This window comes from Streptomyces sp. NPDC046881 (assembly GCF_040645015.1).
Lineage (GTDB): Bacteria > Actinomycetota > Actinomycetes > Streptomycetales > Streptomycetaceae > Streptomyces.
This window is the reverse complement of the sequence record NZ_JBEYXJ010000060.1, coordinates 24,804-50,381: the sequence shown is the minus strand read 5'-3', so window position 1 is coordinate 50,381 and position 25,578 is coordinate 24,804. Positions and strand designations below refer to the sequence as shown.

Annotated in this window: 15 protein-coding genes; 8 read left to right on the top strand and 7 right to left on the bottom strand. The window is 72.7% G+C overall.

The genetic code is table 11. From position 1 onward, the window contains the following. Positions 1–54 precede the first annotated feature (54 nt). The 7 genes from ABZ923_RS25690 to ABZ923_RS25660 all read right to left on the bottom strand — a co-directional run bounded on the left by ABZ923_RS25690 (position 55) and on the right by ABZ923_RS25660 (position 6,703). Positions 55–828: an SDR family oxidoreductase gene (locus tag ABZ923_RS25690; protein ID WP_361475841.1), complete on the bottom strand. Its 774-nt coding sequence runs from the start codon at positions 826–828 to the stop codon at positions 55–57. Positions 829–934: 106 nt separating this feature from the next. Then, positions 935–2,374, bottom strand: coding sequence for an aldehyde dehydrogenase (locus tag ABZ923_RS25685; RefSeq protein ID WP_361475839.1), 1,440 nt, complete (start codon positions 2,372–2,374; stop codon positions 935–937). Positions 2,375–2,405: 31 nt separating this feature from the next. Then, complete coding sequence (locus ABZ923_RS25680; protein WP_361475837.1) at positions 2,406–2,873, bottom strand: RidA family protein; 468 nt, start codon at positions 2,871–2,873, stop codon at positions 2,406–2,408. 32 nt (positions 2,874–2,905) lie between these two features. Continuing rightward, positions 2,906–3,925 carry an amidohydrolase family protein gene (locus tag ABZ923_RS25675; protein WP_361475835.1) on the bottom strand — a complete coding sequence of 340 codons (1,020 nt, stop codon included), beginning with the start codon at positions 3,923–3,925 and terminating at the stop codon, positions 2,906–2,908. Continuing rightward, entirely contained in the window at positions 3,922–4,479 is a 558-nt protein-coding gene (locus tag ABZ923_RS25670; RefSeq protein ID WP_361475833.1) for a hypothetical protein, read from the bottom strand. The genes ABZ923_RS25675 and ABZ923_RS25670 overlap by 4 nt, the downstream gene beginning before the upstream one ends. Continuing rightward, the gene (locus tag ABZ923_RS25665; protein WP_361475831.1) at positions 4,476–5,024 is read right to left on the bottom strand and encodes a flavin reductase family protein; all 549 of its coding nucleotides are present in this window, start codon (positions 5,022–5,024) and stop codon (positions 4,476–4,478) included. The genes ABZ923_RS25670 and ABZ923_RS25665 overlap by 4 nt, the downstream gene beginning before the upstream one ends. Then, positions 5,021–6,703, bottom strand: a complete 1,683-nt coding sequence (locus ABZ923_RS25660; RefSeq protein ID WP_361475829.1) for a 4-hydroxyphenylacetate 3-hydroxylase N-terminal domain-containing protein — start codon at positions 6,701–6,703, stop codon at positions 5,021–5,023. Before ABZ923_RS25660 ends, ABZ923_RS25665 begins: the two co-directional genes overlap by 4 nt. Positions 6,704–7,009: 306 nt before the next feature. On the opposite strand from ABZ923_RS25660, the gene ABZ923_RS25655 reads away from it, so the two are divergent. The 8 genes from ABZ923_RS25655 to kynU all read left to right on the top strand — a co-directional run bounded on the left by ABZ923_RS25655 (position 7,010) and on the right by kynU (position 25,569). Further along, positions 7,010–7,816 (top strand): tryptophan 2,3-dioxygenase family protein, encoded by an 807-nt coding sequence (locus ABZ923_RS25655; RefSeq protein ID WP_361475827.1) that lies wholly within the window; start codon positions 7,010–7,012, stop codon positions 7,814–7,816. Positions 7,817–7,872: 56 nt separating this feature from the next. Next, positions 7,873–9,441, top strand: a complete 1,569-nt coding sequence (locus ABZ923_RS25650; protein ID WP_361475825.1) for a tryptophan halogenase family protein — start codon at positions 7,873–7,875, stop codon at positions 9,439–9,441. A 65-nt stretch (positions 9,442–9,506) separates the two neighbouring features. After that, positions 9,507–10,850 (top strand): MFS transporter, encoded by a 1,344-nt coding sequence (locus tag ABZ923_RS25645; protein ID WP_361475823.1) that lies wholly within the window; start codon positions 9,507–9,509, stop codon positions 10,848–10,850. 38 nt (positions 10,851–10,888) lie between these two features. Beyond that, a complete protein-coding gene (locus tag ABZ923_RS25640) occupies positions 10,889–11,620 on the top strand; it encodes a dienelactone hydrolase family protein (RefSeq protein WP_361475821.1) in 732 nt (243 codons plus the stop codon). A 90-nt stretch (positions 11,621–11,710) separates the two neighbouring features. Beyond that, complete coding sequence (locus ABZ923_RS25635; RefSeq protein WP_361475819.1) at positions 11,711–18,100, top strand: amino acid adenylation domain-containing protein; 6,390 nt, start codon at positions 11,711–11,713, stop codon at positions 18,098–18,100. Between the two features lie 3 nt (positions 18,101–18,103). After that, on the top strand, positions 18,104–22,051 hold the full coding sequence (locus ABZ923_RS25630; protein ID WP_361475817.1) for an amino acid adenylation domain-containing protein: 3,948 nt from the start codon (positions 18,104–18,106) through the stop codon (positions 22,049–22,051). A gap of 52 nt (positions 22,052–22,103) precedes the next feature. Continuing rightward, positions 22,104–24,380 carry a Sir2 family NAD-dependent protein deacetylase gene (locus ABZ923_RS25625; protein WP_361475815.1) on the top strand — a complete coding sequence of 759 codons (2,277 nt, stop codon included), beginning with the start codon at positions 22,104–22,106 and terminating at the stop codon, positions 24,378–24,380. Then, positions 24,373–25,569 carry a kynureninase gene (gene kynU / locus ABZ923_RS25620; protein ID WP_361475813.1) on the top strand — a complete coding sequence of 399 codons (1,197 nt, stop codon included), beginning with the start codon at positions 24,373–24,375 and terminating at the stop codon, positions 25,567–25,569. The genes ABZ923_RS25625 and kynU overlap by 8 nt, the downstream gene beginning before the upstream one ends. Positions 25,570–25,578 lie beyond the last annotated feature (9 nt).

Here is a 25,578-nt window from a genome sequence, read left to right as displayed (position 1 = left end):
GCACCCCTCGGGGGGTGCCGGGGCCGTGGTACCTGCCGGGACAGCCGGGCGGGGTCAGAGGGTGGGCACGGCGCCGCCGTCGCAGCGCAGGGCGGTGCCCGTGATGTACGACGCCGCCTCGCTGCACAGGAAGGCCGCCACGGCACCGAACTCGTCGGGCTTCCCGTACCGGCCGACGGGGATGGCCGCCTGGGCGCGGGCGGCGAACTCCTCCACGCCGACGCCCTCCTTGGCCGCGCGGTAGGTGTTCATCTGCACCGTGCGGGCGGTCGCGATGCGGCCGGGCAGCAGGAGGTTGACCGTGACCCCGTCCCCCGCGACCTCGGTGGCGAGCGTCTTGAGGTATCCGGCGAGGGCCGCCCGGCCGATGTTCGACAGCGCCAGGCTGGGGATCGGGGCGACGACCCCGATCGAGGCCAGCGCGAGGATCCGGCCCCAGCCGCGTTCCCGCATGCCCGGCAGCACCAGGGAGACCAGCCGCTGGTGCGGCAGCACCAGGGACTCCGTCGCGGCCACGATGTCGGTGTCGCTGATGTCGGACGAACCGCCCGGCGGCGGGCCCGGGTTGTTCAGCACGAGGATGTCGACCGGGCCGAAGGCCTCCTCGGCCGCGGCGATCAGGCGGGCGGGGCCGTCCGGCGCGGTGAGGTCGATCTCGACGCCCACCGCCTCGGGCAGTTCCGCCGCGATCGCCTTCGCCACGTCCCCGCGGCGCCCGCAGATCACCACCCGGGCGCCCTCCGCCGCGAGGGCGCGCGCGGTGGCCTCGCCGAGGCCGGCGGTCGACGCGCAGACGACGGCGGTACGGCCGCGTATGCCAAGGTCCATCGAGTAGTACACCTCCTGCACAGGGAACGGCCGCCGACGCGGCGGCCGTTCGGAAGAGATCGGTGGTCGTGGCACCGCGGGCGGTGCCGGATCGCGGACGGCGTGCTCAGCCGACGTCCATCACCACGGTCTTCGCCTCGGTGAAGAACTCCCGGGAGTGTCCGCCGCCCTCCCGGCCGATGCCGGACCGGCCGAAGCCGCCGAACGGGGCGCGCAGGTCCCGGACCCAGAAGCAGTTGACCCAGACGTTGCCGGCCCGCAGCTGTCCGGCGACGCGGTGCGCGCGGGCCAGCCGGCTCGTGAACACCATCGCCGAAAGGCCGTAGCGCGTGGCGTTGGCGGCGTGGACGGCCTCCTCCTCCGTGTCGAAGGGGTGGACCGTGAGGACGGGACCGAAAACCTCCTCGCGGCAGATCGCCGCGTCGGACGGGGCGTCCACGACGACGGTCGGGGCCACCCACCAGCCGTCGGGAGCCTGTCCGGCCAGCAGGACGGCACCTTCCCCGGCCGCCCGGCGCAGATGGCCGGTGACCTTGGCGTGGTGCTCCTGCGAGGACAGCGGCCCGACCTCGGTCCGCGGTTCCCGCGGGTCCCCGAGCCGCAGGTGCCGCGCCTTCTCCACCAGGAGGTCGACCACCCGGCCGTAGACGGACCGCTCGACCAGCAGGCGCGATCCGGCGAGGCAGATCTGCCCGGCGTTGGAGAACGCCGCGTCGGCCGCGACGGACACGGCACGGTCCAGGTCGGCGTCGGCGAAGACGATCGAGGCGCCCTTGCCGCCGAGTTCGAAACTGACCGCCCGCACCCCGTCGGCGGCGGCCCGCATGACCGCCTCGCCGGTGCGCGTCTCGCCGGTGAAGGTGACCAGGTCGACGCCCTCGTGGGAGACGAGCGCCTCCCCCGCCCCGGCGGGCCCGGTGCCGTGGACGACGTTGAGGACGCCCGGCGGCAGACCGGCCTCGACGGCCAGCTCGGCCAGCCGGGTCGCGGAGGCGGGGCTCTGCTCGGCCGGTTTCAGCACGACGGTGTTGCCGTAGGCGAGCGCGGGCGCGATCTTCCAGGTGGCCTGCATGAGCGGGAAGTTCCACGGGGAGACCGCGGCGACGACGCCGGCCGGTTCGTGCCGCGTGTAGATGTGGTGCCCCGGGTGACCGGGCAGGGACACGTCGGCGGCCAGCCGGGCGTCGTCGGCGAAGAACCGCAGGTTGGCGGCGCTGCGCACCACGTCGTTGGCCCGGGTCAGCGACAGGGGCCGGCCCATGTCGCGGGTGTCCAGCAGGGCCAGTTCGTCGGCGTGGCCGAGCAGCATGTCGGCGAACCGGTGCAGCAGGGCGGAGCGCTCGTTCTGGGTCATGCGGGGCCAGGGGCCGGCGTCGAAGGCCTCGCGGGCCGAGGTGACCGCCCGGTCGACGTCCTTCGCGGAGCCGCGGGCCACCTCGGCCCAGGCGGCGCGGCTGGTCGGGTCGACCGAGGGCATGGTGGCGCCGTCGTGGGAGTCCGTCACCTCGCCGCCGATGAAGTGACCGATGCGGGTCAGTGCGCTCATGCCGGTCCCCTGTGCCTCGTCGGGGTCCCGGTCACGGCTCCACCTGCACGATCATCTCGATCTCCACGGCGAAGTCGTGGGGCAGCGCGATGGCGCCGATGGCCGAGCGCGCGTGCCGTCCCGCGTCGCCGAAGATCTCCGCGAGCAGGTCGGAGGCGCCGTTGAGGACCTGCGGGGTACGGTCGAACCCTGCCTCGCAGTTGACGAACCCCAGCAGCTTCACGATGCGCCGGACCCGGTCGAGCGAGCCGAGTTCCTCCTTGACCAGGGCGAGCAGCCGGAGCGCGGCCTCGCGCGCCGCCAGGTACGCGGTGTCCACGTCGAGGTCGACGCCGACCTTGCCGAGGATGTCGTGGCTGCCCTGACCGGACAGGAACAGCAGGTCGCCGACCTGGACGGCGCTCAGGAAGTTGCCGGTCCGCTTGGGCGAGGCCGGGAACGACAGCCCGAGTTCCCTGAACCGGGCCTCCGCCGACGGGATTGCCGACTCGTCAGCCATGCTTACCTCTCTCTTGGCGGTGATGGGTGCCGCTACGGCCGTTCCCCGGGCGCTCCGTGCAGCAGAACGGAGGCGTTGCCGTGCAGGATGCGGGACTTGACGCCGGCGTCCAGCGAGGACTCGTGCACGACGTCCCCGGGGCGCTGCTCGCCGAACGGGAAGGGGTAGTCGGTGCCGAGCACGAGGTGGTCCCAGCCGATCCGCTCCGCGACGAGCCGGAGGTTGGCCTCGTCGCCGGCGAGGGAGTCGGCCCACAGGCGGCGGGCGAGCGTGCCGGGCGGTTCGGGCGCGCCTCCCCGCAGCTTCGGCCAGGTCTGCCAGCCCCGGTCGATCCGGGGCAGCAGCCAGGCGAGCGCGCCGGCGCCGTGCGCGAGCAGCACCCGCAGGCCGGGGACCTGCGCGAGTACGCCGCCCTGCAGCAGGGCGAGCGCGGCGTAGGCGGTCTCGGTGGGCATGCCGACGGTGTACATCGCGTTGTAGCGGGCCAGCCGGTCGGCGGAGCGCACGTCCCAGGGGTGCACCAGGACGGGCACGTCCAGTTCGGCGACGGCTTCGAAGACGGGCCGGAACATCGGGTCGTCGAGTTCGCGGCCGGCGATGTTCGTGCCGATCTCCACTCCGCTCAGCCCCAGTTGGCCCACCGCGCGCTCCAGTTCCCCGACCGCGAGGTCCGGATCGCCCATCGGCAGGGTGGCCAGGCCGGTGAAGCGGTCCGGCGCGTACCGGGTCATCTCGGCGATGCCGTCGTTGACGTGCCGGGCCATCTCGGCCGACTGGCGGGGCGGCGCCCAGTAGCCGAACATCACCGGGGTGACGGACAGCCACTGCCGGGCGACGCCGGTGGCGTCCATCTGTTCGATGCGGGCGGCCGGGTCCCAGCAGGTGTGCGGCACGGTGCGGAAGTGCTTGCCGCCGACGAACAGGTCCGCGCTGCAGGCGTCGACGTGGCGCCGTACCGGCCAGCGGTCGTCGCCGTAGCGTTCGGCCAGGTCCAGCCAGCGCCGGGGCAGGGTGTGGGTGTGGCAGTCGGTCAGGTCCTGGGGTCCGGTCACGCCGTTCCGTCCAGGACGAAGGGGCCGGGCACGGCCAGCACCGAGCCGCAGGCACGGCAGGTCCGGCGGTCCTCGCTCGCCTGGAACTCCTTCAGCAGCGGCATGAGGGACTCGATCATCTGCGACGACTCCATGGTCACCCGCTCGATCAGGGCGTCGCACCGGTCGCAGTACCACTCCACGGCCTCGACGTCGCCGGGCCGGCGGCGGATCTCGACCACGAGCCCCCAGGTACCCGCGGGCCTGAGCGGCGAGTGCGCGGTGCCGGCGGGTACGACGAACAGTTCGCCCTCGTGGACGAGGTTGCGCCGCACCGCGCCCGCGCCCTCCCGGGTGTCGACCCGGATCGTGCCCTCGACCTGGAGGAACAGTTCGTCGTAGGGGTTGACGTGGAAGTCGTTGCGGCTGTTCGGGCCGCGCACCAGGACGACCTCGAACTGGGAGTCCGGGTAGAGGGCCTTGGCGGCGAGCGCTCCGGGGAACGCCTCGGCGCCCGCGCTGCGCAGCCGGTCGACGGAGACGATGCCTTCTCGTTCCTCGGCCTGCTCGGTCATGTGGCGGAGCCTCCTGTCACCCCGACCTCGGCGCCGAGGTCGCGGAATTCGTGACGGTGGTAGATGAGGGGGCCGCTGGAGGCCTCGTCCATCCAGCGGATCGACGCGATGGCGCCGATGAGCAGCGCGTGCGTGCCGTGGTCGACGGACCGGGAGACCCGGCATTCGAAGGAGGCCAGGGCGCCGGCCAGCACGGGGACGCCGAGGGTGCCGGTCGACCAGGCGTCGGGGGCGAACCGTTCGGCGCCGAACACGTCCTGGCCGGCGAAGGTCCGGGCGAGCGCGACGTCCCGGCTGGAGAGCAGGTTCACCGAGAAGAGGCTGTTGTGCCGCAGTTCCCGGTAGGTGCCGGTGCCGCGGTTGAGGCAGGCGACCAGGCTCGGCGGGTCGGCGCACAGGGAGCTGACGGCGGTGGCCGTCATGCCCCGCCAGCCGGCCGGGTCGTCGGCCGATCCGGTGGCGACCACGCTCACCCCGCTGGCCAGCCGGCTCATGCCCAGCCGGAAGTCGGCGAGGTCCACGGCCGGTGTCTGCTCGCCGCTCACGACTGCGGCGAGGGGTCGGCGGGATGGGTGTAGGAGCCCAGCAGATCGTCCACCAGACCGTGGAACCGCTGCCAGGGGGCTTCCCGGTGGTTGTGGCCGCGCACGATGAACCCGGCGCCGGCGTAGAACTTCTCGTACTGCAGATGGCGGCCGGCGAACTCGCTGCCCACCAGGTCCCAGGCCAGCCGGTGCAGTTTCATCCGTTCGACGGCGCCCAGCTGCGGGGTGTGCCAGAATTCGCGGAAGACCGGGCCGAGTTCCTCGTCGTCGAGCACGGTGTGGTCGGCGGGGAACTGCAGGGAGCCTCCGCCGCACAGCTCGCGCAGGACGTCGACCAGTTCGGAATAGTGCTCGACGCACCAGTTCATGGCGGCGTACATCGAGCGCCGGTTGTAGCAGGCATAGCCGTCGCCCCACGGTTCCGCCGCCCAGATCTGCCCGTCGATGAGTCCGGCCAGCAGGGCTTCCTGGGAAGCGAGCCGGCCGAGCTTTTCGCGTACGGCCGGCACCTGGTCGGCGCCGGTCGACTGGGCGATTCTGCTCGCGACGCCCACCAGCAGTTCGAGTTTCGCGCGGAAACGCACGTTGGACTGGTGGTTTCCGTAGGCGTGCGCCGGGGTGCGGAAGTACAGCTCGCGGGAGAGCGGCACGTCGTTGTGCACGAAGACGCGTTCCCAGGGAATGTGCACGTGATCGAAGAGCACCATGGCGTCGGTCTCGTCGAACCGCCAGCTCAAGGGGCCGTCGAACTCGGAGGCCGCGGAGTTCTCCAGCGGTTTCCGGGACCACAGGGAAACACCCGGGGCGTTGCACGGCACGGCCGTCGTGATGGATTCGGCCTCGTTCTCCGGGGCCAGCGGAAGGATGTTCCCGATCCATATCTCGTTGGCGAGGATCGCCCCGGTCGCGAGCATCTTCATGCCGTGCACGACGACACCCGCGTCGTCCTCGTCGACGACGCGCAGGGTGGGGATCGGCAGGTTCTGCCGCTCGTAGAACGCCGGGTCACGGGCGGCCTGGGGGGCCACGATGGCGTGCGCGGCGTACACGTCGTTGTCGCGCATGTGACGCCAGTACGCGGAAATGTGGCCGGCCCTGTCCTTGAACACCTCGGGCGAAATGGCCATACCGGTGACGAAGCTCGCCACATAGTCCGGTGAACGGCCCAGCAGGCCGTAGGTCAGCTCTGCGGTGCGCCGGTGGGCCGCGGATCGCTTTTCGAGATCCTCGCGGGTTCTGGCGCGCATGAAGTAGGTGCTGTGTCTTTCCCCGTCCTCCAGGTAAGTCATCACTTCCCGGTGGGCGGGGTCGGCCTTCATGTCGTAAAGACCGGAAATGGTCCGGGCCGCGCGTGCGAACGCGGGATGCGTGGTCACGTCATCGACACGTGTGCGACCGACGTAGACGCGGCGGCCGTCTTGCAGGCTCTCTAGGTGCTCCTTGCCAGTCTTCAACACCCGACGGAGCAAATCACAAGATCCGCAGCGTCGCCAGCCTTGACTTCTGTCGCACCCTTCTTTAGCCGAGGCCGGCTCCAACGCGCCCCGGACGGCGAATCCTTGCGGAAAATTTGGGGCGTACCAGGTTTGGCGTACGGTGCCCGGCGGGCCCCGGCCCGGGGGCGCCGGCCGGGGCGGGCCGATCGCCGTAAAAGCGACAACCGGCACCGCCTCGCGCATTCGAGGCATAGTTTCATAGAAGGCAATCTGTCCGGATCGGAAACGACCTGCGAAATCCCTTCACCTTCCGCTTGTAGTCAGCCCCTTGACGCTGGCCGGGAAGCGCTGCTTGTATCGAGATCAGCCTCATCGAGGCCGGGGGAGCGGGTCTGCAGCCGTCGAGGGCTGCCCCATCTTCACAGTGATTCAAACCCAGTCCACATGCCGACTCGGGTTCGACGGGGGTCATTTCATCGGGTCGAGGTCCCCGCATGCCCGGATTTTGCAATTCCGCCTGTATGGACCGAACGGGACCTTGAGAGAGTTATGGAATATCCCGATAACCAGCCCGGAAACCCGTTCGTGCAGTACGTGTCGAGTGACGTCCTGCTGTCGCTGCAGCGCACCCGGACCGCGTCGGGGAGCGAACCGTCCTTCCTGATCGTCACCCAGGTCATGGAGCTGCTGTTCAAGCTCGTCTGCACGGAAGCGGTGAGCGGCCGCGACCTGCTGGAGGAGGACGACCTGTCGGGGGCGCTGCGCGCACTGCGCCGGCTGCACCGGGCGTGCCTGGCACTGTGCGGCTCGTGGGAGGCGCTCACCTCGATGAGCCCGACCGAGTACGCCGAGTTCCGCGACGCGCTCGGCGACGGCTCCGGCTTCCAGTCGTACATCTACCGGCACATGGAGTTCCTGCTGGGCCACAAGGTACCGGCGATGGCCGAGGTGCACCGCGGCCAGGAGGCCGTCCACCGGGAACTCCTGCGCACGCTCGGCGAGATGAGCCTGTACGACGCGGTGCTGCGGCTGCTGTGGCGGCGGGGACTTCCCGTGCCGGACAGCAGCGTCGAGCGGGACTGGCGCCTGCCGTACCCCGAACGGGACGAGGTCGTCGACGCCTGGCACACCGTCTACGCGCAGCAGGACAAGCACTACGACGTGTACCTGCTGGCCGAGGTCCTCGTGGACATCGCCTTCGAGCTCGGCCGGTGGCGCAGCACCCACCTGCTGACCGTCGAGCGGCTGCTCGGCTCGAAGACGGGGACCGCCGGCACCTCGGGCGCCGCATGGCTCAGGCGCGCCGCCGAACACCGTTTCTTCCCCGAGCTCTGGGCGGTCCGGGCGCGGATCTGAACCCGCCGCCCGGCCGACCGAGTTCGTTGCGACACCTCTCTGAAGGCAGGTCTCGAATGATCAGGAACGTTGTCATCGTCGGCGGGGGCACCGCCGGCTGGATGTCTGCTTGCTACCTCAAGGCGACCTTCGGGCCCAGCGTCTCGGTGACCCTGGTCGAGTCGAAGAACATCCCGACCATCGGCGTCGGCGAGGCCACCTTCAGCACGGTCAGGCACTTCTTCCAGTACCTCGGCCTGCAGGAGCACGAGTGGATGCCGGAGTGCAGCGCCACGTACAAGCTGGCCATCCGGTTCGAGAACTGGCGGGAGCCGGGCCACCACTTCTACCACCCGTTCGAGCGGACCCGGATGGTCGACGGCTTCCCCGTCACCGACTGGTGGCTGCACCGCTCCCCCTCCGAACGCTTCGACGACGACTGCTTCGTGATCCCCTCGCTGTGCGAGCAGAAGTCCTCACCCCGCTTCCTCGGCGGTGACGTCTTCGAGCAGCGCGAGGACCGCAAGGACAACGGCGCGGAGCCGGTGGGCCGCAGCACGATGGCCGAGCAGCGCACGCAGTTCCCGTACGCCTACCACTTCGACACGGTCCTGCTGGCCCGGTTCCTCACCAAGTACGGCACCGAGCGCGGGGTGCGGCACGTCCTCGACGACGTCACCCGGGTGGCGCTGGACGAGCAGGGCTGGATCAGCCACGTGGAGACGGCCGAGCACGGTGAGGTGCGCGGCGACCTGTTCATCGACTGCACCGGCTGGCGCGGCATGCTGCTCAACCAGGCGCTGGAGGAGCCGTTCCAGTCCTACCAGGACACCCTGCCCAACGACCGGGCGGTGGCGCTGCGCGTGCCGGTGGACGTCGCGGCGCGCGGACTGCGCCCCTGCACCACGGCGACCGCCCAGGACGCCGGCTGGATCTGGACCATCCCGCTGTTCGAGCGGCTCGGCACCGGTTACGTCTACGCGAGCGACTACATCACCCCCGAGGAGGCCGAGCGGACGCTGCGCGACTTCGTCGGTCCCGCCGCGGAGGGCGTGGAGGCCAACCACATCCGGATGCGGATCGGCCGCACGCGCAACGCCTGGGTGCGCAACTGCGTCGGCATCGGCCTGTCGGCCGGCTTCGTGGAGCCGCTGGAGTCGACCGGCATCTTCTTCATCCAGAACGGCATCGAACAGCTGGTGAAGCACTTCCCCGACGCCGGCTGGAACGAGCAGCTGCGCCGCTCCTACAACACCCGCATGGCCCGGATGATGGACGGGGTGCGCGAGTTCCTGGTGCTGCACTACTACGCGGCCCGCCGCCAGGACAACCAGTACTGGCGGGACGCCAAGACCCGCCCGCTGCCGGACGGGATGGCCGAGCGGCTGGAGCAGTGGCGCGCCAAGCTGCCCGACGCCGAGTCGGTGTACCCGCACTACCACGGGTTCGAGCCGTACTCGTACCACGTGATGCTGCTCGGGCTCGGCGGTGTCCCGCTGCACCACTCCCCCGTCCTTGACCTGGTGGACGACTCACGGGCGCTGAAGGAGATGCAGAGCATCCGGGAGGAGAGCCGTGAGCTGATCACCCGACTGCCCAGCCAGTACGAGTACTTCGCGCACATGCGCACCAGTGCCCCGGCCTGATCGCCGACGACCGCGATCCGCCGCACAAGCCTCCTCGGCCCCCGGCCGAGGGGAAGGACTGTCAATTGACCACCCAAGAATCCGTGGAGCAGCCGGCTGCCGGGACCGTGCCGGCCAGCCCGTGGCGCAACCGCGACTTCCGCAGCCTGATGGTGGGCAGCACCGCTTCCAACTTCGGGTACCAGATCAGCGAAGTCGCCGTGCCGCTGGCCGCGATCGCCACGGTGGGGGCCTCCGCGTTCGACGTCGGCATGATGCGGATGGTCGGCCAGCTGCCGTACCCGCTGCTGGTCCTCTTCGTCGGCGTGCTGGTGGACCGCTGGCGCCGGCGCAACATGCTGATCGCCGCGGACCTGGGGCGCGCCCTGGCCCTCGCCCTGATCCCGCTGACCTATGCCTTCCACGGGCTGGGCCTCCCGGCGCTGTACATCGTCGCGTTCCTGGTCGGCACCTGCACGGTGCTCTTCGACGTGGGCTCGCAGGCCTATCTGCCGCGTCTGGTGGAGCGCGAGCAGATCGCCCGGGGCAACAGCGAGCTGGAGACGGCCCGTTCCGCGGCGCTCATCTGCGGTCCGGCGCTCGGCGGCCTGCTGGTCTCCCTCTTCATGCCGCCGGTCGCGGTGATCGCCGCGGTGGGCTTCTTCCTGCTGTCGGCGGTCGGCGTCTGGCGCATCCGCAAGCCCGAGCCGGTGCCGGACGCCGCCCGCACGAGCATCCAGCCGTTCCGGCAGATCGGTGAGGGCATCCGTTTCGTCGCCCGCAACCCGGTGCTGCGCTCGGTGACCATCATCACCGCCTGCTTCAACTTCTGCTACGCCGCCTACACGGCGATCTACCTGGTGTACCTGCCCAAGGGGCTGCACCTGTCCGGCTACGAGATCGGTCTGGCCTTCGCCGCCACCGGTCCCGGCCTGCTGGTGGGCGCGCTGTTCTCGTCGGCGCTGCCCAAGCGGTTCGGTTACGGCCGCGTCCTGATCACCTGCGCGTTCATCAGCAACGTGTTCCTCGTCGGGGTCTCCCTGGTGCACGGCAACGGACTGCTCGCGGTCGGTTCGCTGGTGGTCCTCAACTTCCTCTACGGCTGCCTCAGCCAGACGTTCTCCGTGTCCCTGGTGGCGATCCGGCAGGCCATCACCCCGGACCGCTTCCTCGGCCGCGTCATGGCGACCCTGCGCTTCCTCGGCGTGGGCCTGGTGCCGCTCGGCTCCCTGTTCGGCGGCTTCCTCGGTTCCCAAATGGGTTTGCGCCCGGCGCTGTTCGGTGTCGCCGCCGTGATGCTGCTGGTGCCGGTGCCGCACTTCGTGCTGCGTACGGCGCTGACCCGGATCGGTACGGAGCTGCCGGACGTCCAGGACGAGGACGCGGACCCCGAGCCGGCCCCGGACGCGCCCTCCGCCAAGCCCTCCTGATGTCCCGTACCGCCGACTCGTAGATGAAAGGTCCCAGCGTGAACGACATTCCTCCGTGGGTGGACGCCCCCTTCGTGCTGCCGGTCGAGGCGGTCACGCCCGAACGCATCGGCACCATCGACCTGTACCTGCCGCGGCAGGCGGACCCCGCTCCGGTGGTCGTCTTCGTGTGCGGCGGTCCGATCCCCGCCGAGCTGGAGTGGAACCGGCCGCGTGACTGGCCCGTGTACCGCGGCTACGGAGCCCTGCTCGCCTCGCTCGGCGTGGCCGCCGCTCCCGTGCAGCTGCCCCTGCACGTGTACGCGGACTTCCCGCGCGCCGCGGACGCCCTCGCGCAGGCCGTCGACACCCTCCGGGCCGATCCGCGGATCGACGGCGACCGCGTCGGGATCTGGTTCTTCTGCGGCGGCGGGCCGCTCATCTCCGACTGGCTGCGCGAGGCCCCGGAGTGGCTGCGCTGCCTGGGCGTCACCTACCCGGTGCTCGGCTCCCGGCCCGGCAAGGAGCTGCTGCCCCGGTTCGAGCCGGCCCAGGCGCTGGCCGAGGCCGGGGAGCTGCCGCCGATCGTGCTGACCACGGTCGGCAAGGAGGACCCGCTGATCTACGCGACCGAGACCCGCTTCGCCGAGGTGGCGAGGGAACTGGGCAGGGACGTCGAGCTGATCCACGTGCCCAACGGCACGCACGGGTTCGACTTCGCGGACCACACCGAGGAGTCCCGCCAAGCCGTCCGCCAGGCGGTGAACTCGGTCGTCACCGCCATGAAGTGAAGCCGTCACCGCCGTGAAGTGAAGCCGTCGCCGCCACGGGGTGACGTCGCGCCGCCCATGAAATCCGCACGGTCCAGTAGGGGGAAGTCAGTGTCTGGCCAGCTCGTCGAGCTCTCTTCGATCCAGCGGCGTCTGTGGTTCGTGCATCAGGTGCAGCCGGCCGACGCCTCGTACAACGTGCCCGTGGTGCTGCGGGTGGGCGGAGTGCTGGAGGCCGCCGCCCTGCAGACCGCGCTGGACGGCGTGGTGGCCCGGCACGAGGCGCTGCGGACCCGGTTCACCGTCGTGGACGGCGAGCCGGTGCAGGAGGTCGTCCCGGACGCCCGGGTCCTGCTGGACGTGGTGGACCTGCGCGGGCAGGCCGACGCGGAGGAGGCCGGCCACGCCTACGCCCAGGCGGAGACGCGCCGGCCGTTCGACCTGGCGGCGGCGCCGCTGATGCGGTGCGTGCTGGTCCGGCTCGCCGAGGACGTGCAGCTCCTGGTGTTCACCGTGCACCACATCGTCTTCGACGGGTGGTCCGCCGGGGTCTTCTTCGACGACCTGTCGCGGGCGTTCGAGGGCGGCCCGGGGGCCCTGGGCGCCCCGGCCGCGCAGTACGCGGACCTGGTGCGCTGGGAACGCGAGGCGCGGGAGAGCGGGGAGCAGGACCGGCTGGTCGAGTGGTGGAAGGAACGGCTGGCCGGGGCGCCGACCGTGCTGGACCTGGTGACGGACCGCCCCCGGCCCGCGGTGCAGGCGCACCGTGGCGCACGGCGGGAACTCACCGTGGAGCCGGACGTGGTGGCGGGCCTGGAGGGCCTGGCCCGGTCCACCGGGGCGACGATGTACATGACCCTGCTGGCCGCCTTCGGTGCCGTCCTCGCGCGCCACGCGGGCCAGGAGGAACTGCTCGTCGGCACCCCGGTGGCCTTCCGCCCGGGCACCGGTTTCGAGCGTTCCGTCGGCTGCTTCCTGAACACGGCGCTGATGCGGGTCGACACCTCCGGCCGGCCGTCCTTCAAGGAACTGCTGGAGCGCGTCCGGGAGATGTCCCTGGAGGCCTTCGACCACCAGCAGGCGCCCTTCGAACGGCTCGTCGCCGAACTCGCCCCCGACCACGACCTCAGCCGGAACCCCCTGGTCCAGGTACTCCTCAACTTCGACGCGGAGCCGGAGCCGCCCGCCTTCCCCGGCTGCACCGTCGAGCGCGTCCCGAACGACACCGTCTCCGCCAAGTTCGACCTCACCCTCTACGTGAAGTCGTCCGGCGGCCGGCTGCTGCTGGACCTGGTCTACGACGCGGACCTGTTCGCCGAGGAGCGGATCGGATGGCTGCTGGAGCAGACCGGCCGGCTCCTGGACCAGGTCAGCCGCAACCCGCACCGCCCGGTCCTCGGCTATCCGCTGCTGTCCGCCGAGAGCGCCGCCGTGCTGCCGGACCCGTACGAGCCGCTCACCCCGGACTGGCCCGGCTCGATCCTGGACCGGCTGGCCAAGCACGTGGACACCGCGCCGGACCGGATCGCCATGTCCGCCAAGGACGGCGACTGGACCTACCGGCAGCTCGACCAGGCCGCCAACCGGCTCGCCCACCGGCTGCGCGCGGCCGGTGTCGGCCGCGGGGACATGGTGGGCATCCTCCTCACCCGCCACCCGACCACGCAGGTGGCGATGCTGGCCGCGCTGAAGTGCGCCGCACCCTTCATCATCATGGACTCGACGATGCCGCCCGCCCGGCTCGCGCAGTGCGTGGAGGTGAGCACGCCCAAGGCGATCGTCCTCACCCACGGCTGCGACCCGCTGCCGGCCGAGGTGGCGCAGGCCGGTTCCGCGGCCGCCGAGGTGGTCCGGATGGACGACCTCGACTGGTCCGCCCTGCCCGCGCACGACCCGGGCACCGAACTCACCCCCGACGACCGGATCTACGCGGTGTTCACCTCCGGTTCCACCGGGGTGCCCAAGTGCGTGGTGACCCGGCACGACGCGGTCATGCACTTCCTCGACTGGTACGAGCAGTCCCAGCAGCTCTGTGCGGACGACCGGTTCGCGGTGCTGGCCGGGCTCGGCTACGAGGTGCTGATGCGCGACCTGCTGACCCCGATGTGGGTCGGGGGCGCGTCCGTCTTCCCGGAGCACGACCGGCTCGACTTCCCGGCCACCACCCGGTGGCTCGGCGAGTCCCGGGCGACGGTGGTCCACCTGACCCCGCCGTACGCCAACGAGCTGGCCGCGGCCCTGCCGCCCGGCGGGTCGCTGCCCGACATGCGGCTCGTCGGCATCAACGGTGACGTGCTGCGCCGCGGCACGGCCGCCGCCTGGGCGGCGATGGCCCCGCACGCCAGCCTGATCAACATCTACGGCGCGACCGAGACCCCGCAGGTGATCTCGGCGCTCGCGCTGCGCGACCCCTCCTCCCCCGACGGGGTCCGCCCCTTCGGCTCGGCGTCGCCGATCGGACCGGGCATCACCGGCATCCAGATCCTGTGCGTCAACCCCGCGGGCGAGCTGTGCGCCGAGGGCGAGATCGGCGAACTGGTCGTCCGCACGCCGTATCTCGCCAGCTATCTGCGGGGGGAGGCGGGCGGGTTCACCACCAGCCCGTGGACGGGCGACCCCGAGGACCGGGTCTACTTCACCGGGGACCGGGTCCGGTACCTCGGGGACGGCTGCGCCGAGTTCGTCGGCCGGGTCGACCACCAGATCAAACTCCGCGGCCACCGCATCGAACCCGGGGACATCGAAGGGGTGCTGGTCCGGCACGAGCGGGTCGGCCAGGCTCTGGTCCTGGTGCGCGAGGACCGGCCCGGCGACCGCCGCCTGGTGGCGTACGTGACGTCGGTGCCCGGGGCCGGCGCGCCCGACGCGGCCGAGCTGCGGACCCTGGCCAAGGCGGCGCTGCCCAAGCACATGGTGCCCTCGGCCTTCGTCGTCCTGCCGGGCTTCCCGCTGAACCACAACGCCAAGGTGGACCGGGCGGCGCTGCCGGCGCCCAGCGACGTACGGGACGGCGACGACGGCTTCCGGCCGCCGGTCACCGAGGCGGAACGCGCGATGGCCGGCCTGTGGGAGGAGGTGCTCGCGGTCACCGGGATCGGGCTGGACGACGACTTCTTCGACCTCGGCGGGCACTCCCTGCTGCTCACCCGGCTGCTCACCCGGGTGGCGGAGACCTTCGGCGTCCGGCTCACCCTGCGCGACGTCTTCTCGACCCCGACCGTCTCGGGGTTCGTCGGCCACGTCGAGGACGCGGCCCGGGAGCCCGTACGGCCCGAGCGGGCCGCCGCCCTCACCACGCGCGGCGACGGCGTCCACCCGCTGTCGCTGGTGCAGCGCAGGCTGTGGTTCGTGGACCAGGTGCAGCCCGGTGACGTCTCCTACAACATGTCGGTCGTGCTCCGGGTGCGCGGCACGCTGGACGTGACCTCGCTGCAGGCGGCGCTGGACGCGGTGGTGGCCCGGCACGGGGCGCTGCGGACCCGGTTCGCCGTGGTGGACGGCGAACCGGTGCAGGAGGTGCTGTCCGGCGTCCGGGTGCCGGTGGACGTGGTGGACCTGCGCGGCCGGGACGACGCGCAGCAGGCCGGGCGGGCCTACGCCTCGGCCGAGACCCGGCGCCCGTTCGACCTGGCCGTCGCGCCGCTGATGCGGTGCGTGCTGGTCCGGCTCGCCGACGACGAACAGCTGCTGGCGTTCACCGTGCACCACATCGTGTTCGACGGCTGGTCGGCCGGGGTCTTCTTCGAGGACCTGTCGCGTGCGGTGGAGGGCGGCGCGCGGGCGCTCGGCGCGCCGGCCGCGCAGTTCGTGGACATGGTGGACTGGGAGCGGTCCGCGCTGGACAGCGGGGAGCAGCGGCGGCTGGTGGAGTGGTGGAAGCAGCGGCTGGCCGGGGCGCCGACCGTGCTCGACCTCGTCACCGACCGGCCCCGGCCCGCGGTCCAGGCGCACCGCGGCGCCCGGCGGCGGTTCACCGTCCCGGCGGAGGTGGTCACCGGTCTGGAGAGCCTGAGCCGGTCGGCCGGCGCGACCCTGTTCATGACGCTGCTGTCGGCCTTCGGCGTGGTGCTCGCCCGCCACGCCGACCAGGAGGAGGTGCTGGTCGGCACCCCGGTGGCGTTCCGTCCCCGGTCGGAGTTCGAGCAGGCCGTCGGCTGCTTCCTGAACACCGTCGTGATGCGGGTGGACACGGGCGGCCGGCCGGCCTTCCGGGACCTGCTGGCCCGGGTGCGGGAGATGTCGCTGGAGGCCTTCGACCACCAGCAGGCGCCGTTCGAACGGCTGGTCGCCGAGCTGGTCCCCGACCCCGACCTCAGCCGCAACCCGCTCTACCAGGTGCTGTTCGCCCTGCAGAACGTGCCCAAGGTGCCGCTGCGGCTGCCGGTGCCCGGGATCGAGACGCTGGCCAGCACCGAGGCCCGCGCCCAGTGCGACCTCAGCCTGCGCTTCCACCAGGACGAGGACGGCCTGGTCGGCATGCTGGACTACGACCTCGACCTGTTCGACGAGACCACCGTCGACCGGTTCGTCGGTCACCTGCAGCGCGTCCTGGCCCGGGTGGTCCACGAGCCGGACCTGCCCCTGCACCGGCTGTCCCTGACCGGCCCCGCCGACGAGGGCGACCTGCTGTACGCGTGGAACGACACCGCGACGGCGTACCCGCTGGACCGCACCCTGCCCGAGTTCATCGCCGAGCAGGCCCGCCGGACCCCGGACGCCCCCGCCGTCCGGTTCGAGGACGTGGAGCTGACCTACGCCGAACTGGACCGGCGCGCCAACGCGCTGGCCCTGCGCCTGGTGGAGCTGGGCGTGGGACCGGACGTCGCCGTCGGCGTCCACCTGTACCGGTCCGTGGAACTGATGGTCGGTCTGCTGGCCGTGCTCAAGGCCGGCGGCGCCTACCTCCCGCTGGAGCCGGACCACCCGGTGGAGCGGCTGCGCGCCGTGGTGCGCGCCTGCGCGGCACCGGTGGTGCTCACCGGCGCCGAGTCGCCCGGCACCTTCGCCGCGGACGGCTGCACCGAGCTGTCCGTCGGTACGGAGGGTGCCGACGCCGGTCCGCGGCAGACGGCCCGGCCGGACAACCTGGCGTACGTCATCCACACCTCCGGCTCGACGGGCACGCCCAAGGCCGTGCAGATCCCGCACCGGGGCATCGTCAACCGGCTGCTGTGGATGCAGCAGGCGTACGGGCTGACCGAGCGGGACCGCGTCCTGCACAAGACGCCGATCAGCTTCGACGTCTCGGTGTGGGAGCTTTTCTGGCCGCTGATGAACGGGGCCTGTGTGGTGCTGGCGGCCCCGGGACGGCAGCGGGACCCGGAGTACCTGGCCGGGCTGATGGCCCGTACCGGTGTGACCGTCTGCCACTTCGTGCCCGTGCTGCTCCGGGCGTTCCTCGACGTACCGGACGTGGTGCGGCTGCGCTCCCTGCGGCTGATCGTGTGCAGCGGCGAGGAACTGCCCGCCGACGTGGCCCGGTTGTGCCTGCGCACGCTGGACGCGCGGCTGGAGAACCTGTACGGCCCGACCGAGGCGTCCGTCGACGTCACCGCGTGGAGCTGCGGACACGACAGCGGCACGGCACGCGTCCCGATCGGCGCGCCCATCGCCAACACGCGGGTGTACGTGCTCGACGGCGGGCTCCGGCCGGCCCCGGTCGGCATGCCCGGCGAGCTGTACCTGGCCGGCGAGGGGCTGGCCCGGGGGTACGGCGGCCGGGCGGCGCTGACCGCCGAGCGCTTCGTCGCCGCGCCCTACGGTCCGCCCGGCACCCGGATGTACCGCACCGGCGACCGCGTCCGCTGGCTGCCGGGCGGCCGGCTGGAGTTCCTGGGCCGGGTGGACCAGCAGGTCAAGGTGCGCGGCTTCCGGATCGAGCCGGGCGAGATCGAGCAGGTGCTCCAGGGCCACGAGCGGGTCGGCCAGGCGCTGGTGGTGGTCCGCGAGGACCAGCCCGGCGACCGCCGGCTGGTCGCCTACGTGGTCGCGGCGCCCGGCGGTACGGCGCCCTCGCCCGCGGAGCTGCAGTCCCTGGCGGGTTCGCTGCTGCCCTCGTACATGGTGCCGTCGAGCGTGGTCGTGCTGGACGCCTTCCCGGTCACGGGCAGCGGGAAGACCGACAGGGCGGCGCTGCCCGCACCCGGCGTCGGGGCGAAGGCGCCGTCGCGGGCGCCCGGCACCGCGTCGGAGCGGGCCCTGGCGGCCCTGTGGGCGGAGGTGCTCGGCGTCGAACGGGTCGGCGCCGACGACGACTTCTTCGAACTCGGCGGCGACTCCATGCATGTGATCGCGGTGGTGAGCCGCGCCAGGCGGCACGGCTTCGCGCTCACGGTCGAGGACGTGTTCCGCACACCCACCGTCGCCGCGCTCGCCGCCCGCCGGCGTGACGAGGCCGACGCCCCCGCACCGGACGGCCCGCCGTCCGACGGTTCCGGGGAGTTCCTGCTCATGTCCGAAGCGGACCGAGCCCTGCTGCGTGATGTCACCGGGGGAGCCTGAACCATGACGATCGAGGACGCCTACCCGCTCACCCGGCTGCAGTCCGGGATGCTGTACCACTCCCATCTCGACACCACCGGGTCCACCTACCACGACCTGTCGAGCCTGAAGATCGACGGGCCGTTCGACGAGGACCGGTTCCGGGCGGTGCTCGCCGCGCTGCTGGCCGGGCACGAGATCCTGCGCAGCAGCGTGGACCTGACCCGGTTCAGCGAGCCCATGCAGCTGGTGCACGACGCGGTGGCGCCCCCGCTGACCGTCGAGGACCTGACCGGCCTGGCCGCGGCGGAACAGGAGGCCCGGCTGGCCGCGTGGCGGGCGGCGGAGAAGAGCCGGCCGTTCGACCTGGCCACCCCTCCGCTGCTGCGGTTCCACGTGCAGACGGTCAGCGAGAGCACCTTCTGGCTCCATGTGAGCTTCCACCACGCGATCCTCGACGGCTGGAGCCTGTCGCTGCTGATCTCCTGGCTCCTCGCGGAGTACGACCGGGACGGCGCGCCCGAGGTGCCGCGGCTCGCCGCGCGGTTCCGTGACTACGTCCGGCTGGAGCGGGCCGCGCTGGCCGGGGACGAGTCCCGGGCGTACTGGCGGGACCGGCTCGCGGACACCGAGGTCGCCGAGCTGCCCCGCTGGGGGGACACCGCGGACACGGGCGGCACGGCGGAGCGGTCCGCGATCGTGCACCGGGTGCCGTTCGGGGCGGAACTGACCTCGCGGATCAAGGAGTTCGCGGCCGGTGCGCGGGTGCCGGTGAAGGCGGCGCTGTACGCGGCGCACGTCGCGGTCGTCTCCCTGCTGTCGGGCCGGCAGCGGGTGGTCACCGGACGGGTCGCCAACTGCCGGCCGGAGTCCGCCGACGCGGAGCGGATGCTCGGGCTGTTCCTGAACAGCGTCCCGCTGGTGGTGGACGTCGCGGGGGCCACCTGGCAGGACCTCGCCCGCCGGGTGCACGAGGCCGAGGTCGAGGCCCTCCCCCACCGGCGCTATCCGCTCGGCCAGATGCAACGCGACCTGGACCGCGACACGCTGTTCGAGACGCTGGTCGACTACCGGGCGATGCGCAGCTACGGCGATCTGTCGCTGACGCGTCTGAAGATCGACGCCACCGAGTTCTTCGAGCAGACCAACTTCCCGTTCACCGCGAACTTCGGTGCCGACCCGACCACGGGCGAGCTGGGGCTCGGCATCAACTACGACGCGGCGCAGTTCTCCGCGGAGCAGATCGCGGCGATCGGCGGCTACTACGCCGCGGCGCTGGAGACGATGGTCGGCGATCCCGCCGGCGCCGTGTCGCGGGCGTCGCTGCTGAGCGAGGCCGAGACGCACCGACTGCTGCGCGACTGGAACGACACGGCGATCGACGGACCCGAGCGGCACCGCCCGCTGCCGGCGCTGCTCGCCGAGACGGCCGAGCGTTTCCCCGAGCGGATCGCGCTGCGGTCCGGCGACCGGCAGCTGACGTACGCGCAGCTGTACCAGCGGGTCAACCGGCTGGCCGGGCACCTGCGGGAGCACGGGGTGGGCCCCGGTGTGATCGTCGGCGTGTGCATGCGCCGCTCGGCGGACCTGATCACCGCGCTGCTCGCCGTGCTCTGGGCCGGCGGGGCGTATCTGCCCCTGGACCCCGACTACCCGGCCGACCGGCTGGCGTACATGCTGGCGGACGCGCAGGCCCCGATCGTGCTGACCGACCCCGGGTCGCGGCCGCCCGCCTCCTCGGCGAAGGTGCTCACCGTCACGCCGGACAGCCTGGACGAGGGCCGGAACGTCGTCTTCTCCTCCGGGCTGCGGGCGGACGACCTGGCGTACGTCATCTACACGTCCGGGTCGACGGGCCGGCCCAAGGGCGTGCAGATCAGCCATCGGGCCCTGGTCAACCTGCTGCTGTCCATGATCGTCGAGACCGGTCTGACCGCCCGGGACCGCTGGCTCGCGATCACCTCCCTGTCCTTCGACATCGCCGCCCTGGAGGTCTTCGCCCCGCTGCTGGTCGGCGCCGAACTGCGCGTGCCGCAGGGCGAGCAGACCCAGGGCGGCGCGCTGGTCGCCGAGGTGCGGAAGGCCACCGTCGCGCAGGCCACCCCGTCGGCCTGGCGGATGCTGATCGAGGCCGGGCTGGGCGCGGAACCCGGCCTCAGGGCGATCTGCGGCGGCGAGGCGCTGCCCGCCGACCTCGCCGAGCAGCTCGCCGTCCGCATGGGCGCGGTGTGGAACGCCTACGGACCGACGGAGACCACCATCTGGTCCTGTCTCCAGCCGGTGCGCGCCGAGGAGCCGGTCGCCATCGGCGGGCCGCTGGCCAACACCCGGGTCCACGTGCTGGACGAGGCGCTGCGGCCCGTACCCGTCGGGGTGCCCGGCGAGCTGTACATCGGCGGTGACGGGGTGGCGCGCGGCTACCGGAACCGGGCTGCCCTGACCGCGGTGCGCTTCGTCGCCGACCCCTTCGGCCGGCCCGGCTCCCGGCTGTTCCGCACCGGCGACACCGTCCGCCGGCGGCAGGACGGGCGGCTGGAGTTCCTCGGCCGGTCCGACCACCAGGTGAAGATACGGGGGTTCCGGATCGAGCTGGGCGAGATCGAGTCGGTGCTCGCCACCCACCCCGCGGTCGGCCAGGTCGTGGTCGTGCCGCGGCCGGACGACCAGGGCGGCCATCGGCTGGTCGCCTACGCGGTGGCGGCCCCGGCGGCGGAACCCGCGACCCCGCAGGAGCTGCGGGCCCACGTGGCCGCCTCGGTCCCGGACTACATGGTGCCCTCGGCGTACGTGTGGCTCGACGCGTATCCCCTGACGCCCAACGGGAAGATCGACCGGGCCGCGCTGCCCGACCCGGACCGCGGCAGCACGGCCGCCGGGCGGATCGTCGAACCGTCGACCGACACCGAGCGGCTGGTCGCCGCGTTGTGGGCGCAGGAGCTGGGCCTGGACCGGGTGGGCGCGACCGACACCTTCCGGGAACTGGGCGGTCACTCCGTGGCCGCGCTGCGGGTGGTGCTGCGGATCAAGGAGGCCACCGGCCACGAGGTGCCGCTGGCGAGCCTGCTGACCGGCGCGACGGTGGCCTCGGTCGCGGAGGGCGTGGACAGCCGCCGGCAGGAACAGGGCTCGGTCCTCGTCCCGCTGCGCGAGGCCGCCGGCTCCGGGGAGCGGCCGCTGTTCCTGATCCACCCGCTGGGCGGCACGGTGTTCTGCTACGGCGCGCTGAGCGACGCCCTGCCGGACGACCAGCCGGTCTTCGGGATCCAGGCGTACGACCACGTGTCCGCGACCGGGCCCCGGCCCGCCACCGTCGAGAACATGGCCGCGCACTACCTGCGGGTGGTGCGGAGCGTGCAGCCCGAGGGCCCCTACCGGTTCGGGGGCTGGTGCATGGGCGGTGCCGTCGCCTACGCGATGGCGCGCCAGGTGCGCGAGGAAGGCGGCGAGGTGGAGGCGCTGGCGCTCATCGACTCCAGCATCGCCGACCCCGTACCGCCGGCCTGGGTGGACGACGACGCGGCGGCGATCCTCGGCGCCTTCGGTGACGAACTGCCCATCACGCTGGAGGAGTTGCACCGGATCCCGCCGCAACGGCGGCTGCAGCACGCCCTGTCCCTCGCCGAGGGCCACCTGGCCCGCCCGGACGTGGGGAACGTCGAGGACCTCCAGCGGCTGGTCGCGCTCTACCGGCGGCACGCCAAGGCGTTGCTGCAGTACCGTGATCAGGTACACACGCCGTACGACGGCAGCGCCGTGGTGATCCGCGGCGACGAGGCGACGCACACCCTGCCCGACATGGGCTGGGGCGCCAGGATCGACGGTTCGCTGGTGGTGCTCCGGACGCCGGGTGACCACCGGAGTCTGCTGTCGAAGAAGCACGTGAGTGCCCTCGCCGCGCGGCTGGTGGTCGCCATGCGGGAGGGAGTCGGCGCGCTGGGCCGCTTCGCCGGGGATCCGGCCGCGTCCCGGTGAAACGCCGTCCGGCCACTACGGTTGGCCATGCCGATTCCCCCTGGAGGGTCTGATGACGTCATCCCGCACCGCACCGCCCGGCACCGTCCCCGACTGGGCTCACGGGGTCCGCCGCCTGGTGGTGTTCAGCGGTGCCGGAATCTCCACCGACTCCGGCATCCAGGACTTCAGGGGCCCGTCCGGCGTGTGGACGCTGAACCCGGGCATGCAGACCCGGCACACCTACCAGGCGTTCATGGCGGACCCCCAACTGCGGGTCAGCTACTGGAAGTCACGCTTCGAGCACCCCGTCTGGGAGGCCGAGCCCAACGCCGGGCACCGCGCGGTGGCCGAGCTGGCGCACTCGGGCATCGACACCCTGGTGGTCACCCAGAACACGGACGGGCTGCACCAGCAGGCCGGCACCCCGGCCGACCGGGTGATCGAACTGCACGGCACGATGCGCACCACCCTGTGCGTGGCGTGCGGGCACCGGTCGCCCACGACCGAGGTGCTGGCCAGGATCGAGGCCGGTGAGGCCACGCCGCCGTGCACGGAGTGCGGCGGGATCCAGAAGACCGCCAGCACCATGTTCGGGCAGACCATGTCCCCGGAGGTGTTCGTCCGGGCCGAGGAGGCGGTCACCTCCTGCGACCTGATCCTCGCCGTCGGGACGACACTGACCGTGGAGCCCGCCGGTTCGCTGTGCGCGAGCGCGGTGCACGCCGGGGCGACCCTGGTCATCGTCAACTACGACCCGACGCCCTACGACGCCATCGCCACCGACCTCGTCCGGGAACCGCTGAGCGAGGCCCTGCCGCGCATCGTCGGGCAGTTGACCGCCGCTGCCGCAGCGCCCCGCCCGGCCGCCGGGGCGGTCGCGTCGGCCGCGGACGTGCCCGCCGCTCCCCCGGTGCGGCCCAGCCGGTTGCTGGCGGCCGGGGCGCGCGTCGCCCGGTTCCGCTCGCGGGCGGAGCGGCTGGACGGCCTCACGCGGTGGTGCGAGGGCACCGGAGTGCGCGCCCATGTGGTGTGCGGGTCGGCCGGGGCCGGGAAGTCCCGCCTCGCGCTGGAACTCGCCGACCGGCTCCGGGCGACGGGCCGGTGGGACACCGAGTTCCTCGCGCCCGGCGGGCAGCTGCCGCCCGGTGAACGGCCGCTGCTGGTGGTCGTCGACGACGCCGAGACCCGGCAGGAGCAGGTGGCCGCGGTCCTGGACGCGGCGGCCGGACGCGCCGGGAGCGCGCCGGTACGGGTGCTGCTGCTGGCCCGAGCCGACGACGGCTGGTGGGAGCGGCCGGCGTCCGGGGCGGCCGTGACCAGCGAGGAGCTGACCGCCCCCGACACCGCGGAGGCCGCGCGTACGGAGGCCGTCCGGGAGGCGGCGGAGGACTACCGGGCCGCGCTGGCCGCCGCCGGGTACCAGCCGCCTGCGCCGCCCCTGCCGGGGACGCCGGGGCTGCCCGGTGCCGTACAGGCGGCGGTGCTGGCCGGCCTCCTGGGGTTCGAGGGGCGGCCGGACGATCTGCTCGTGGCCGGCGAACTGGCGTATCTGCGCGGCTCCGCCGACGCGCACGGGCTGGGCCTGTCCGCCGACGTGGTGGCGCGGGCCGCGGCCACCGCCGTGCTCTGCGGGGTCGGCGACGAGGAGGCGGCACTCGCCGCGCTGGGGCACATCCAGGAGCTGGAGGAGCCCGAGGTGCGGCTCGCGGCGGCCCGCTGGCTGCGCGCGATGTACCCGCCCGCCACGGCGGGGGCGGAGCCGTACTGGGACGAGTCGCTGCCGGACGGGCCCGCCGAGGAACTCGTCCTGGCGGTGGCCACGCCCCGGTTCCTGCTCGGCCTGCTGATGGAGACCACCGAGGAGCAGGACCGGCGTGTCCTGACCGTGCTGGCGCGGGCCGCCGACACCCGTCCGGAGGTGCGCGAGCGGCTGACCGAGCTGCTGTCGCTGCTGCCCGGCCTGTCCCCCACCGCCGTCGCGGTGGCCCTGAGCGGGGGGTATCCGAAGCCGCTCGCCGACGCGCTGACCTCCCTCGCCGAGCGGAACCCGGCCCTGCCCGCCGACCTGCTGGACGCCGTACCGGCGGGGGTCACGCTGTTCGGCGAGTTCCCGGTGCTGCTGGCGCAGAGCCTGGTCGAGGCGTACGAGGGACGCGCCAAGACGCAGAACGGGCTGCGCGGCCTGGCGAAGACGCTGGTCCACCTGGCGGAGCGGCTCGCCGACCTGGGCCGTGCCGACCAGGCGGAGGCGACGGCAAGGCGCGCGCTGGACACCGCCGCGCGCCTGGAGGAGCCGGGCGACCTGCCCGCGCGGGCCGGACGGCTGCTGGCCGGGTCGGATGACTGAACTCGCGGCGAAGGCCGCCCGGTTGGACGACACCGACCAGCTCGCGGGCGTACGCGAACGGTTCGTGCTGGACGACACCGTGTACCTGGACGGCAACTCGCTGGGCGCGCTGCCGGCGAGCGTGCCGGGCCGGATCGAGGACGTCGTCCGCAGGCAGTGGGGCGCGGACCGCATCGGCTCCTGGGCGGAGGGCGGCTGGTGGACCGCCCCGGAGCGGGTCGGTGACCGTATCGCCCCGCTGGTGCAGGCGGCCTCCGGCCAGATCGTCGTGGGCGACTCCACCAGCGTCAACGTGTTCAAGGCCGTGGTGGCGGCGGCGCGGATGGCCGCCGCCGACGGCGACGGCCGCCGGGAGATCCTGGTGGACGGGACCACGTTCCCGACGGACGGCTACATCGCCGCGTCCGCGGCCCGCATGACCGGCTGCACGCTCAGGCCCGTCGAGCCCGCCCGGCTGCCGGACGCCCTGGGCGAGCGGACCGCGGTGGTCCTGATGAACCACGTCGACTACCGCACCGGCCGGCTGCACGACCTGCCGGCCCTGACCGCCGCGGTGCACGCGGCGGGCGGGTACGCCGTGTGGGACCTGTGCCACAGCGCGGGCGCCCTGCCGGTCGGCCTGGACGCGCACCGGGTCGACCTGGCCGTCGGCTGCACCTACAAGTACCTGAACGGCGGGCCGGGTTCGCCCGCGTTCCTGTACGTGCGCCGGGACCTTCAGAACCGTTTCGACTCGCCCCTGCCCGGCTGGAGTTCCCACGCGGAACCGTTCCGGATGGGGGCGGAGTACACGCCCGCGTCCGGCGCGGCGCGCGGTCGGGTCGGCACCCCGGACATCCTCTCCCTGCTCGCGCTGGAGGAGGCGCTGACCGTCTGGGACGGCGTGCCGGTCGACGCGGTACGGGCGAAGTCCCTCGCGCTGACCGACTTCTTCCTGGAGTGCGTCACGGCGTACGTTCCCGCCGGCCTGGTCGAGCCGCTGACCCCGGCCCGGCACGAGGAACGGGGCAGCCAGGTCGCCCTGCGCTGCCCCGACGCGGCCGAGGTGATGAAGCGCCTGATCGACTCGGGCGTCACCGGCGACGTCCGCCCGCCCGACATCCTCCGCTTCGGCTTCGCCCCGCTCTACACACGCTTCACCGACGCGGAACGGGCGGCACGGACCCTCGCCCGGACCCTGCGGACCTGACCGCGGGGC

Bases quoted from the DNA above. Each gene is read 5' to 3' on its own strand.
- ABZ923_RS25690 (WP_361475841.1), bottom strand. From the start codon at position 828: ATGGACCTTGGCATACGCGGCCGTACCGCCGTCGTCTGCGCGTCGACC.
- ABZ923_RS25685 (WP_361475839.1), bottom strand. From the start codon at position 2,374: ATGAGCGCACTGACCCGCATCGGTCACTTCATCGGCGGCGAGGTGACG.
- ABZ923_RS25680 (WP_361475837.1), bottom strand. From the start codon at position 2,873: ATGGCTGACGAGTCGGCAATCCCGTCGGCGGAGGCCCGGTTCAGGGAA.
- ABZ923_RS25670 (WP_361475833.1), bottom strand. From the start codon at position 4,479: ATGACCGAGCAGGCCGAGGAACGAGAAGGCATCGTCTCCGTCGACCGG.
- ABZ923_RS25660 (WP_361475829.1), bottom strand. From the start codon at position 6,703: ATGCGCGAGGCGGTGCCGGTTGTCGCTTTTACGGCGATCGGCCCGCCC.
- ABZ923_RS25655 (WP_361475827.1), top strand. From the start codon at position 7,010: ATGGAATATCCCGATAACCAGCCCGGAAACCCGTTCGTGCAGTACGTG.
- ABZ923_RS25650 (WP_361475825.1), top strand. From the start codon at position 7,873: ATGATCAGGAACGTTGTCATCGTCGGCGGGGGCACCGCCGGCTGGATG.
- ABZ923_RS25630 (WP_361475817.1), top strand. From the start codon at position 18,104: ATGACGATCGAGGACGCCTACCCGCTCACCCGGCTGCAGTCCGGGATG.
- ABZ923_RS25625 (WP_361475815.1), top strand. From the start codon at position 22,104: ATGACGTCATCCCGCACCGCACCGCCCGGCACCGTCCCCGACTGGGCT.
- kynU (WP_361475813.1), top strand. From the start codon at position 24,373: ATGACTGAACTCGCGGCGAAGGCCGCCCGGTTGGACGACACCGACCAG.